14 protein-coding genes and 2 tRNA genes are annotated in these 11398 nt (G+C 47.6%); 10 read left to right on the top strand and 6 right to left on the bottom strand.

The genetic code is table 11. From position 1 onward, the window contains the following. Positions 1–27: 27 nt before the first annotated feature. Complete coding sequence (locus AC3G2T_RS06220; protein ID WP_474679533.1) at positions 28–723, top strand: hypothetical protein; 696 nt, start codon at positions 28–30, stop codon at positions 721–723. 40 nt (positions 724–763) lie between these two features. Here the strand turns inward: AC3G2T_RS06220 and AC3G2T_RS06215 are convergent, their stop codons facing one another. Beyond that, positions 764–1201 (bottom strand): Lrp/AsnC family transcriptional regulator, encoded by a 438-nt coding sequence (locus AC3G2T_RS06215; protein ID WP_474679532.1) that lies wholly within the window; start codon positions 1199–1201, stop codon positions 764–766. Positions 1202–1354: 153 nt separating this feature from the next. On the opposite strand from AC3G2T_RS06215, the gene AC3G2T_RS06210 reads away from it, so the two are divergent. The 3 genes from AC3G2T_RS06210 to AC3G2T_RS06200 all read left to right on the top strand — a co-directional run bounded on the left by AC3G2T_RS06210 (position 1355) and on the right by AC3G2T_RS06200 (position 3246). Beyond that, positions 1355–2032, top strand: a complete 678-nt coding sequence (locus AC3G2T_RS06210) for an oxidoreductase (protein ID WP_488434882.1) — start codon at positions 1355–1357, stop codon at positions 2030–2032. A gap of 356 nt (positions 2033–2388) precedes the next feature. Continuing rightward, positions 2389–2464: transfer RNA gene (locus AC3G2T_RS06205), tRNA-Ala, on the top strand. Between the two features lie 212 nt (positions 2465–2676). Next, on the top strand, positions 2677–3246 hold the full coding sequence (locus AC3G2T_RS06200; protein ID WP_488434881.1) for a dihydrofolate reductase family protein: 570 nt from the start codon (positions 2677–2679) through the stop codon (positions 3244–3246). Positions 3247–3524: 278 nt separating this feature from the next. On the opposite strand, the gene AC3G2T_RS06195 is transcribed toward AC3G2T_RS06200, so the two are convergent. After that, positions 3525–3731 (bottom strand): helix-turn-helix transcriptional regulator, encoded by a 207-nt coding sequence (locus tag AC3G2T_RS06195; protein ID WP_160043326.1) that lies wholly within the window; start codon positions 3729–3731, stop codon positions 3525–3527. Further along, on the bottom strand, positions 3724–4179 hold the full coding sequence (locus tag AC3G2T_RS06190; RefSeq protein WP_488434880.1) for a hypothetical protein: 456 nt from the start codon (positions 4177–4179) through the stop codon (positions 3724–3726). The genes AC3G2T_RS06195 and AC3G2T_RS06190 overlap by 8 nt, the downstream gene beginning before the upstream one ends. 263 nt (positions 4180–4442) lie before the next feature. On the opposite strand from AC3G2T_RS06190, the gene AC3G2T_RS06185 reads away from it, so the two are divergent. The 3 genes from AC3G2T_RS06185 (at position 4443) to AC3G2T_RS06175 (ending at position 5905) form a co-directional block, all read left to right on the top strand. Continuing rightward, a complete protein-coding gene (locus AC3G2T_RS06185; RefSeq protein ID WP_488434969.1) occupies positions 4443–4961 on the top strand; it encodes a VOC family protein in 519 nt (172 codons plus the stop codon). Then, positions 4939–5031: transfer RNA gene (locus tag AC3G2T_RS06180), tRNA-Ala, on the top strand. Before AC3G2T_RS06185 ends, AC3G2T_RS06180 begins: the two co-directional genes overlap by 23 nt. A gap of 238 nt (positions 5032–5269) precedes the next feature. Continuing rightward, entirely contained in the window at positions 5270–5905 is a 636-nt protein-coding gene (locus tag AC3G2T_RS06175) for a GyrI-like domain-containing protein (protein WP_488434879.1), read from the top strand. A 122-nt stretch (positions 5906–6027) separates the two neighbouring features. Here the strand turns inward: AC3G2T_RS06175 and AC3G2T_RS06170 are convergent, their stop codons facing one another. The 3 genes from AC3G2T_RS06170 to AC3G2T_RS06160 form a co-directional block, all read right to left on the bottom strand. Next, entirely contained in the window at positions 6028–6354 is a 327-nt protein-coding gene (locus AC3G2T_RS06170) for a PaaI family thioesterase (protein ID WP_474679525.1), read from the bottom strand. Between the two features lie 273 nt (positions 6355–6627). After that, positions 6628–7284, bottom strand: a complete 657-nt coding sequence (locus tag AC3G2T_RS06165) for a transcriptional regulator (protein WP_488434878.1) — start codon at positions 7282–7284, stop codon at positions 6628–6630. Between the two features lie 298 nt (positions 7285–7582). Then, a complete protein-coding gene (locus AC3G2T_RS06160; protein WP_488434877.1) occupies positions 7583–8059 on the bottom strand; it encodes a MarR family winged helix-turn-helix transcriptional regulator in 477 nt (158 codons plus the stop codon). Positions 8060–8226: 167 nt separating this feature from the next. On the opposite strand from AC3G2T_RS06160, the gene AC3G2T_RS06155 reads away from it, so the two are divergent. From AC3G2T_RS06155 to AC3G2T_RS06145, 3 genes are all read left to right on the top strand, one after another. After that, positions 8227–9741, top strand: a complete 1515-nt coding sequence (locus AC3G2T_RS06155; protein ID WP_488434876.1) for an MDR family MFS transporter — start codon at positions 8227–8229, stop codon at positions 9739–9741. 224 nt (positions 9742–9965) lie between these two features. Further along, a complete protein-coding gene (locus AC3G2T_RS06150) occupies positions 9966–10655 on the top strand; it encodes a formylglycine-generating enzyme family protein (protein WP_488434875.1) in 690 nt (229 codons plus the stop codon). Between the two features lie 117 nt (positions 10656–10772). After that, complete coding sequence (locus tag AC3G2T_RS06145) at positions 10773–11273, top strand: DinB family protein (protein ID WP_488434874.1); 501 nt, start codon at positions 10773–10775, stop codon at positions 11271–11273. Positions 11274–11398: the final 125 nt, after the last annotated feature.

Raw genomic sequence — 11398 nt, 5'->3', positions numbered from 1 at the left:
ATTCCCAATGTGAGAGGAGAACACAAATTGAAAATCAAAAAATTTATCATCGTCCCGACTTTACTGTTCGCTTGCAGCGCAGGTGTATGGTTGGCATTCGCCAGTGGTTCTCAATCCTTAACCAGAGCGGAGGCGGCAGCCGCTAAGAAATCTGATCCGGTTCATGCCGCTCCACAGCGATCCGCAGGCCCCGCAACCGAAAACGACAGCAGCATCACAACCGATCAGAACGGATATACCATCGCTATTTCCGGAGGGTATAATACGGACCCGCAGGATCATGGCAGGCCGATCGTGCTCATTGCTGCCGCGCTCGGCGTCCCTGACGATGTATTCAGACAAGCTTTCAGCGGCGTAAAACCGGCAGGCGCCGGAAGCTCCGGCCCGACATCGGAACAGGCGCGATCCAACAAAGCAGCCTTGATGAAGGTGCTAAAACCGTACGGCATCACCAACGAACGCCTGGATGAAGTATCCAACTACTACCGCTACAGCGGCGTCAAAGGCGAAGTTTGGAAAAGAACGCCCGCTTTGCTGGCCACAACGGTCAAGGACGGTATCTTAAGCGGGGTCACGATAATCCATGCAGGTTCCGGCTATTCTTCAGCACCGACTATCAAGATTACAGGACCGAATGGAGCGATCACCTCCGCAACTGCAACCATCGCCTACACGTCGGATTTCAAAACCAACGGCAGTATTGCCTCGATTTCAATTCAATAGGCATCGACTTCGCAGAGTGAAATTACCCAGAGCTATACATTTATTCGCCATTTTCAGCGATCAGGCGCTTGTTCTCAATCGCCGCGGAAAGCACGATCAGCGTCGAAGAGAAACCGTGCGGACCGCACGAATCGAGAAAAGCGCTCAACGTTTCCATCGATGCGGTAATTATTTTCAGCATAAAATTATACTCCCCGCTGATGCGGTACAATTCGACGACATCCGGGGATTGCGAGCAAAATTCCTGGAAGTCCTGACAATTATTCGTTTTGAACAGCACGAACGCCGTGACGTCTTTGCCGAGCTTCTTAGGCGATAGAACCGCTTTGTAGCCGGCGATGATCCCCTGTTCTTCAAGCTTGCGTATCCGTTCGGTAACGGCAGGCTGTGTCATCGCGATCGTGCGGCCGATTTCGGCAACTGGCATTCGCGCATTCTCATGCAGCAGCGATAAAATTTTACTGTCGATTTTGTCAATAGCGATTGTTCCCCTTTATTTTGTGTGCTGAAATCGTATTTTTAACTTTAATATAAAGATAATTGCTCCAACATAACATGATTTATATATGTAAATTATATTCCTAACCTTATAAAATGTCATTGAAAGAGATTTTAAAGGAGTGGATAATGAATGATCGCGACAAAATCACTTAACCTTGATACCCCTCTCGCCATTGGCGGCGTCGAGCTGCGCAACCGGCTAATTATGGCGCCTATGCAGCAGTACAGCGGCTCGCCGGAAGGCTATGCGACCGAGCATCATATTCAGCATTACTCGAGAAGGGCAAAAGCGATCGGATTAATGATCGTGGAATCGACGGCCGTGTCCGATAACGGCAGGCTGGTGCCTAACGATATAGGCATTTATTCGGATCGGCACGCCGATGCGCTGAAAAGGGTAACCGATGCCGTCCATGCCCACCATACACCCGTATTCGTTCAATTGTCCCACGGAGGAAGAAAGTCGGCGCCTGAAGTGACGAAACGGCTCATTGCCCCAAGCGCAATTCCATATGACGATTCGTACGGAAAGCCTGCGCAATTGTCGGTCTCCGAAATCGAGGCCCTCATTGAAGATTACCGAATAGCCGCCAGACGCAGCATCGCGGCGGGTTTTGACGGGATTGAGGTACATGCGGCTCATGGATTTTTGATTCACCAGTTCCTGTCGCCGATTACGAATCTCCGCAGTGACGAATACGGCGGAACGCCCCGTGGCAGGACGAAATTTTTGCAGGACACGCTTGCCGCAATCCGCTCCGAAACAGGCGGCCGCTGCTGGACGATCCCGATTTCGCGCAGAAAATGATTGACCGAAAAGAGTGAAGCCTCCGGGGCCGGGGAGCGATTCCCGGCTGTCCGAATAGCCCGGGGGATAAGGGATTGCTCCCATTTAAATGAGAAAGCCCTATCCGGTTGCTGGCCGGAAGGGCTCTCTCGGTACTAAAAATTAATTGAATGAAACCTTCGATTCTGCTCGATGCACGTCCTCTCAAAACTTTTTTGCGCAGGGGCTTGCATACTCTAAATTTTTCATGTATAATTCGAAAAGTCGACATCAATAAGGGGTCTTAGCTCATCTGGGAGAGCGGCGCAGTCAGCTACATTGCTCCAAAAATTGAATACCAGCAACGATGTAATACGTTTCCTTGATTGGAAATATATGGGGAATTAGCTCAGCTGGGAGAGCGCGTCGCTGGCAGCGACGAGGTCAGGGGTTCGAGCCCCCTATTCTCCACCAATACCACACACAGACGGCAGAGATGTCGTTTTTTTTGTTCTTTTAAATACTTCTTCTATGCTATTTTGTGTGACAAAGCTTCAAAAAGATTTAGATTTCCACTTGAACCTTACTTAACGTAATGATTTATAGTGAACATAACGGCAGGACGAAACACGGGCCACCGGCCAAAAAATCGGCAAAATAATTTCGAAATCGGAGGAGAAACGAATATGAGGAAACTAGTATTGTTCATGCATGTGTCGCTGGATGGGTATGCGTCGGATTCGAACGGAGGACTGGATTGGATTCCATACAACGAGGAATTCGAGAAATACGCCGAGGAGGTCGTAGCCGAAGTCGGCTCTCCTGTTTACGGACGCACAACGTATCAATTGATGGAGGGCTACTGGCCCACGGTGCTGGACAATCCGAATGCTTCGAAGCACGGTTTGGAGCATGCCAAATGGCTGCAGGATGTGAAGAAGATCGTCATTTCCAGTACGATGGACAAGGCGGAATGGAACAATACGATGCTGATCAAGGACAATATAGCAGAGGCAATTAAGGCGCTCAAGGAACAACCTGGCAAAAATCTCGTCATCTTCGGCAGCCCGGGTGCGGCGAAGACGCTGCTTGAGCTCGGCCTGATCGACGAATTCCTGCTGACGATTTGTCCGGTCGTCCTTGGCAGCGGAAAATCGGTATTCGACGGCGGCGGCGAGAAAATCAAGCTCAAGCTGCTGTCCAGCCGAACGTTCAAGTCAGGCGTAATCGCGGCCCGCTACGAGTTGGAGAAATAACCGCGCCGTACAATCTGAACAGCATGTCTTGATCATGATTGCCTTAGGGCATCATCCACCCAGCCGACGAATTCCTTGTTGCGCCAGAGCGCATCGCTGGCAGCGATGAGGTCAGGGGTTCGAGCCCCCTATTCTCCACCACATATAAACAACCAAGCAGCCGATACGGCTGCTTTTTTTGTATATGGTGAGCCTTAGGCAGGAGAGAACCCCTGGCGGGTTCGTCCCGCGCGGACGGAGCGTTCTTCGGTGCCCCCTCAAAGGCGTTCAGTCCCACGTTATTTCAGAATAAACAATTCTTCGACGGGAAGACCAAAAACTCTTGCCATCTTAATGGCTAACACTGTACTCGGTATGAACTTGCCATTTTCAATCGTGTTGACCGTCTTTCTGGTGACCCCAATCAATTCTGCTAGCTGTTCTTGTGTCAAATTCATTTTGGCTCGTTGCACCTTTATAGTATTTTCTAGAACATCTTCACTCATCGCCGAGAACCTCATCTTTGTCAAGGATTAAGTAACTTACTAGGGGAGAAATGACACCAACGACGAGCAATATGTGTAAAACAAGCTGGATATTTAATGCAACATACAAGCTGAGCGTAAATAAAATCCCTACCAACCCCAAAATAACCCAAAAGCCTATCGTAAAGCTCTTAAGTCGAATCATTTGAAAATACTCATTATTTAATGATATGGCCAATGGGCGCTTCTTTTGCATGAGAAACGATAACAGGACAATTTTTATGAGGTAATACGCCCAGACAATCCCACCAATAACAGAAATAATGGCAGTGAAGCCTGTGATTAATTTGACGGTGTCTAAATGTAGATACCGAATCAAATATGTCAGCTGCCATATTGCAAAACCAATCAGGCTTCTTTTAATGAATGTTGTCCTGTTTTTTTCCAACTGTGTTACTTCAGATGCCAAATGGATTTCCCCCTCAACAATGTAACCTTTATTACTCATAATATCACCTTAGTGTTACAAAGACAAGGTATACTTTCAAGCATCGCTCGTTTTGCACGGAGCGAATGGATACCCATCTTCATACATGACGTCAACGTCTTTTACTGCTATAGATTCGGGTGAGCCGAAGCGGCCATTAATGTCTGCGGTGTCGCCTTTTTACAATACATCGGAATCGCGGAGCTCCTATAATAGAGACGATCAGAAGAAATGGAGGAATGGAAATGACGAATGACAGAAACAATGAAGGTATAACCGGAAAATATACCACAAATGGGAAACCAAACGGGTACACGGCCATTACACCGTTTATCGTCGTGAATAATCCGGCTGAAGCGATTGCCTTTTACGAAACCGTATTTGGGGCAAAAGCGAAAAGTGTGACAGATATTGGCGATGAAGGCAATAAAATCATTATTCATGCCGAAATCGATTTTGGCAACGGGTTTCTGCAACTGGGAGCCGCTAACCCTGCTTTTCGATTGGTTTTACCGCCAGGGGAAGGCGATGCGTGCTATTCTTTAGGAATATATGTCTCCGACGTTGACAGTACCTTTTCCTTGGCCCTAGCCAACGGAGCGAGCGTCAGAGAGCAAACAACGAACTTTATTTCAGGGGATCGGTATTGCAGTATTCTGGACCCGTTCGGAATCAGATGGTCAATTATGACTCGAATTGAGGATATTTCGGAGGAAGAAAGTTTCCGTAGGGTGGCCGAATGGAGCAAAAGTTTGGGGCAATGAAACCGACAAGTGTGGGAGAACGCTTGCATGGCATGCAAGAGTAGGGGTTCGATCCCCCTTGGCTCCACCAATATAAAAATTCAATCCACCGACAAGGTGGATTTTTTATGCCTTGGCTTTACCAATATAGATTAGCAAACCGGTTTGCGATGGAAGTGGTTTTTCTTTTTTTGATGGGCCCTGAAATAGAGAGGCGTTTCACGGGTTTAAGTAACTACAATCGTAACATGAACGTTTGAATATGACATACAGTTGTCAGTTTCTAAATGTTAATATATACAAAAACCATACAAAAGGAGAGACAGGCTTTGAATAAAAAGATAGATTACAAGAAAGATTTTAACCAACTCTATATGCCTGATATGTTACCGGAAATTGTGAAAGTCCCGAGGATGCCTTTTTTTATGGTCAGTGGTTCTGGAAACCCTAACGGTGAGGAATTTTCCAGGGCGGTAGAAGCTTTGTACAGTTTGAGTTATGCGGTGAGAATGTCTTACAAAAGTGACGATGTGCCGGCTGGATACTACGAATATACGGTTTTTCCGCTTGAGGGCGTGTGGGACTTGCTTGATCGGACCAAGCCGGCGACGGACAAAAACAATTTGAAGTATACGATTATGATACGCCAACCCGATTTTTTGACAGAAAAATGGTTTATGCGGTTTCTAGAACAGACGAAAAAGAAAAAACCGAATCCGTACCTTGAGAAAGTCCGGTTTGAGCATGTGGATGAAGGTTTGTGTTGTCAAATGATGCATATCGGCAGCTTTGACGATGAACCGAAAAGCTTTGCTCGAATGGAAGCATTCTGTGAAGAGAATGGTTATATCCGTACCAGCAAAATTCATCGGGAGATTTATTTGTCAGATCCTCGAAAGACGAAACCGGAAAAGCTTAAAACAGTGTTAAGATTCCTGATAATGAATGCAGATTCTCGTCCTTAGGCAAATTGGGGCAGTGAAACTGACCACGGCGGGAGAGCGCATCACTGGCAGCGATGAGGTCAGGGGGTTCAATACTCCTAGGCTCCACCATACCTATTCAGATACGGCAAATCCATAAAATGTTACCTTCCCTTTGCTTTATCTCCACGAAGGATCATGCAAGTACTTGTTGCATAGGCCACAAGACTTTGGTTTTTGTCAAATACACTGCAATCAATAAATCCTACGGTTTGTCCTTTCTTCATTACCTTCGATTCCGCCCTGATCGTACCACTCCATACCGGTTTCAAAAAAATGATTTTTAATTCAATGGTCGTAAAGCTCTCATCCGGCTGAAGGGTCGTCCCGAAAGCCACACCCATCGCAATGTCTGCAAGCGTACTTGTTACGCCCCCATTTAGTGTTCCTTGGGGATTGGAGTGGCTCTCGGTCGCCTCCATCTCAAACATGACACCCCCAACACGCCCATTAAGGCGTGTTTTTTGCGTTTGGCGGATCGATTCCCAGGACGCCATACCCTAACGGACACTAGGGACGTTAATTTGCTAAAAGCAGCCGTTTTCAAATTATAACGGTCACCACAGCGCTTATTTAATCCGAACCGCCCCCCAAAGCGGCATTTTCACCAAATAGCTGCAACTGTGTCCGTTAGAAATCTAAATGGTCGAGATTTCCCTCAATAGGCGCAACTGTGTCCGTTAGAAGATTTGGTCTTACAAAATTCACCTACGCTCCCATCGTAATTGATAAGTTCGATATCGCTGCTTCCCGCTGGCTACCGTTAACAAATTTCGTTCGACTAATCCATGCAATATACGTCGAGAGTGACGATCGGAAAGACGGAGATGACCAGCCAGTTCGGCAGCAGTAAAAGGATGCAGCAATCGGCGTGCGAATCGAATTGTTTCAGTTTCAGCCCAATCCAAGTCGGATGACACAGGAGTGGAAATGAATTTTCCGATAAAGGCAAGCACAAGTTGTCTGCAAAATTCAGGTTCTTCGACGATGGAGAGATAGGCAACGGTGAGGAGTGTCCAATCGTCAAGAATTAGCATGGAGTGCTTCTTGCATAAATCCTTGAAGCGTGTAACACCGATGTCTCTGGCGTGGGATCGGTAGTCTTGAATTTCAATGCAGCCCTTGGCGTCTCCCGGCATATACGCCAGATCCAGGTAACGCATGGAATTATGAATATCCCTGACCTCCCATTCGGGGTAAAGATGATCCAAATTTCCGACTGCCGGATACCAACAGGATCGTAGAAACTCCACGGAGCTGTGGGTCAATCCTTTCTCAAGAATTTCGCGTCTTCTTGGTTTTTTCTCGTTTGCAATATGTCGTTGCAGCCATTCCTCATAAGTTTTCGTAAAGAAGCCCATTGATGCAGATTCCCCCTTTTGTCAGCAAGTAAAAAGCCGCTCCAATACGGTAGCCGTAAACGGACGCTCGTATTAAAGCGGCATGTGCTTCACGCCGATTCGATTTGGTTAGAGTATACCCCATTATCCCGAATACCACAACTGATTTAGACATTAATAAAAGGCCGCGAAAGCGCTGAATGAGCATGAAACTAATCGGAACGAGCTTCAATGCATGGCTTCACTTTGAGGGGAAGAAAAACTTCCGCTGCGATTTACTTCGGCGAAAAGGCTTCGTCAGCAGTTATAACGAGATATCTTATTCAGGGTCGATCTTTTCATGCGAGATGATCCGCGAGAGGATATCGATAAGCTGGGTGCGCAAATCCATGGGCAATGGTTTAAGCAGATCCTCTTTCACTTTTTTCGCGGCTACACGTCCTTGTTCAATGAGAGGCGGAGCAATGTCCGTCAGCTTGACCAGCATCGCTCGGCGATCCTTGGGGTCGGGTATTCGGACAAGCAGATGTTCTTTCTCCAAGGCATCGACGAATTGGGTAACCGAAATGGCCTTGATGTCCATCGCCGCGGCCAAATCGCTCATTCTGACCGGCTCCGATTCGGAAACGGTTATTAACAGGCGCAGTCTCGGCCCGGTTAAAAATGCAGGCAGATCCATGGAGGAAAGGCGCAGCTCAAATTCGTGCTTGATATAGTGGGCAGTACGAATAAGCGCATCAAGCGCATCGACTTCCGAAGAGACGGATTCTTCCGATGAAAACGGCATATTGGACATGAAAAAACTCCTTGACGGATAAATAATTAATAAGTAAACTTACTATCAGCAACCATATTAATAAGGTTGCTTAATATATCTAACCTTTGTAATTCTATTGTACCGCATGATCCGTTTGAAGGGAAGCGCAACAAACCGAATGGATTCTTTTTGAGGAGTGATCGCTTATGTCCGAGCAAGCAAAGAAAACCAACTATATTGTCGCCGGATTAATGCTGGGAATCTTGATGTCATCGATGGACAATACGATCGTCGCAACGTCGATGGGGACAATCGTGTCAGATCTGGGAGGGATGGAGAACTTCGTATGGGTTACATCATCCTATATGGTGACTTCGATGGCAGGCACCCCGATTTTCGGAAAGTTATCCGATATGTATGGCCGCAAACGTTTCTTCGTATTTGGTCTAGTTGTATTTCTAATTGGGTCCATTCTATGCGGGCTTGCATCAAGCATTGTTCAGCTCAGCGCGTTTCGGGCGATTCAGGGTATTGGCGGCGGAGCCATTATGCCTATTGCATTAACGATCCTGTTTGATATATTTCCTCCGGAAAAACGAGGGAAAATTTCGGGTATATCCGGAGCTGTGTTCGGCGCATCCAGTATTTTCGGTCCGATGCTTGGAGCCGTTATTTCGGACCACCTTGGATGGAATTGGATTTTCTACGTCAATGTGCCGTTCGGCATAATCTCTTGCCTGCTTATTGTACTGTTCTATGAAGAATCGCTTGCGCATTCCAGGCAAAAGATCGATTGGCGCGGAGCGGCAACGTTGATCGGATCGGTTGTCTGCCTTATGTTCGCACTAGAACTTGGTGGCGGCCGTTATGCTTGGGACTCCGGCGTAATAATCGGTCTTATTCTGTTGTTTGTTATCCTGCTAACCGGATTTGTAATCGCGGAAACGAAGGCGGAGGCGCCGATCATTTCGTTTCGCATGTTCGCAAACCGCTTGTATACGGCCAGCATCGCAGCAGCTTTTTTTTACGGATCGGGTTTTGTTATTGCAACGGTATATGTGCCCATCTTTATTCAAGGTGTATTTGGTGAATCGGCGACCGGTTCTGGCATGATCCTGATGCCGATGCTGGTAGCCGGAGTCCTGTTTAGTCAAATCGGGGGCAGACTGACAATGAAAATAAGTTACCGGAATTTGATGATCGGTTCCGCCTTGTTGTTCGGTACCGGCATGTATTTGCTTAGTCTTTTGTCGCCGGCTTCTTCGCGTTTCATGACAACGGTGTTCATGATTGTAACCGGGATGGGGATCGGCGTGTCCATGTCCGTCTTGATGCAATCGGCGGTCCATCCCTTTGATATGCGGCAGCGCGGAACCGCGACTTCATCTGTCGTGTTCATTCGCTCGCTGGGCATGACGATAGGAATCACTATTTTTGGCATCATACAGCGGAACATCTTTAATCGCAAGCTGGGTGAGTCTTTCGAAGGATTAGGGGGGATTTCGGAAAACTCCTTGATCGACCCGCGCTCAGCATTGACACCGGGTCATCGCGCTCAACTCTCTCCGCGGACACTGGACATAATCATCAACTCTCTCTCTTCGTCGATTGCCCATACTTTCCTATGGGCGCTCGTCCCGGCGGCGCTTGCCATGATCGCCGTTATGCTCATGCCAGCGGATAAGGTATCGGGGACAAGGAAAGCAGGCGAAAAGGGTTGAAGCATCGACCGAAAGAGCTTTTAGAGAATGTCTGGAACGAATTGAGGTCTGGTGGTAAGATTGGGTTATTTACGATCTTTACTGTGCGTTGCACGAACTGAGCAGCTCAGATCATCTCATAGGTTTTTGATTAGCGGCACCGGCATAGGTCTGCAGTTGATAACGGGAATTATAGGTTGAACGCGGGGGTTCTCGCTTGAAAGTTTGGAACGGGAGGAAAATAGGTGTCAAACGTGCAGCGTAGTGATGCTGAGTATCCAATGGTGAAAATTTCTGCAGGTGAAATTGAATTAAGAGACGATCGAATAAAGAAGACATGGACGGCCAAGGTGAATTCTTTTTTGCTTGCACCGGTTCCTGTTACTAATGCGTTATATGGCTCGATCGTGCAAAAGCCAGCTGGACCTCATGACGAACCACAGGCTCCGGTTGTGGGTGTTTCATGGAATGATGCTATTCTCTTTTGTAATTTGCTTTCTCGGCATTCGGGTCTACTGGAATGTTACTCGGTAAGCGATGATGGTGAGAATGTCGTCTGCAACTGGGAGGCGGATGGATATCGTCTTCCTACGGAAGCGGAATGGCAGTATGCGTGTAAAGCGGGAACGGGCGGTTACCGGTACGGTGAGCTTGATGAAATAGCTTGGTATCGCGAAAACTCTGAGGGCATGGTGCATGAGGTCGGTAAAAAGCTGCCGAATGCATGGGGGCTCTATGATATGTTAGGAAATGTTTGGGAGTGGTGTTGGGATTTATACGATGTAAAAGCTTACGGCTCCTACAGAGTTTTTCGCGGCGGAAGCTGGGCGGAAGAGGCCCGGGGCTGTGGAGCGACGTGCCGCCGCCGCAGTCACCCTACATTTCGCATCGACGATCTTGGCTTTCGTCTTGCCAGGTCGCTACAATCGGGATAAATAGCAATTGAGAAGAACTCCTATGCTGTACTGCGTGATATGATAAGGGAAAGTTATTAATCCTAGGTTTAACGAGTAGCGCCAGCAAAAATTAAACGTTAAAGGAGTGCTTCCCGATTGAGTGATCAAGAATTGATTGAAACATACAAAAGCTATTTACATAGTTATTCCATGGAGCAGCTTAGGTATATACCCGCGCAAGGGGTTTGGTCTCTCGGCCAATTGTACAACCACATGATTCTCACTGCTCTTGATTACCTTGACAAAGTGGGAATTTGCGCGACTGAACGCGAAGAACAAGAGCTCGGGAAGACGGAGGCCGGCGAGCATTTGTTCAAAATCGGCGGTTTCCCGCCGATTAAAATCAAGCTGCCGGACGGGCCGGAAAACACGCCGAGCAATTCGGATAGTAAAGAAGACCTTATGCGCGGACTCGATCAAGTGCAGCAAAAGATGAAAGAATGGGAAGTGAAAATAGATGCTGTAAGTCCAAATTGCAAAGTCAATCATGATGGCTTTGGCTGGTTGAACGCGAGGGAGTGGTTTGCCCTTGTCGATATGCATTTCCGTCATCACTTGCGTCAAAAGAGCGAGCTGGATCAGATGCATGGGTTATGACCGCCGCGGTGGGGACTGCTGCTGTGTAGCTTGCCAAATATTTTGGAGCGGAAGTTACCGGGGATGCAGCAGGGTACCGGCACCATAAACGTAAACGGCAGAAATGCCGTTTTTTGTTTTGCCGT

Source organism: Paenibacillus sp. sgz302191 (assembly GCF_057749925.1).
Note: the sequence above shows the minus strand (reverse complement) of the source record. Positions and strands in the feature narration are given on the sequence as shown.

Coding starts and splice junctions, on each gene's coding strand:
- AC3G2T_RS06185 (WP_488434969.1), top strand. CDS start 4,443: ATGACGAATGACAGAAACAATGAAGGTATAACCGGAAAATATACCACA.
- AC3G2T_RS06165 (WP_488434878.1), bottom strand. CDS start 7,284: ATGGGCTTCTTTACGAAAACTTATGAGGAATGGCTGCAACGACATATT.
- AC3G2T_RS06210 (WP_488434882.1), top strand. CDS start 1,355: ATGATCGCGACAAAATCACTTAACCTTGATACCCCTCTCGCCATTGGC.
- AC3G2T_RS06160 (WP_488434877.1), bottom strand. CDS start 8,059: ATGTCCAATATGCCGTTTTCATCGGAAGAATCCGTCTCTTCGGAAGTC.
- AC3G2T_RS06155 (WP_488434876.1), top strand. CDS start 8,227: ATGTCCGAGCAAGCAAAGAAAACCAACTATATTGTCGCCGGATTAATG.
- AC3G2T_RS06170 (WP_474679525.1), bottom strand. CDS start 6,354: ATGTTTGAGATGGAGGCGACCGAGAGCCACTCCAATCCCCAAGGAACA.
- AC3G2T_RS06195 (WP_160043326.1), bottom strand. CDS start 3,731: ATGAGTGAAGATGTTCTAGAAAATACTATAAAGGTGCAACGAGCCAAA.
- AC3G2T_RS06200 (WP_488434881.1), top strand. CDS start 2,677: ATGAGGAAACTAGTATTGTTCATGCATGTGTCGCTGGATGGGTATGCG.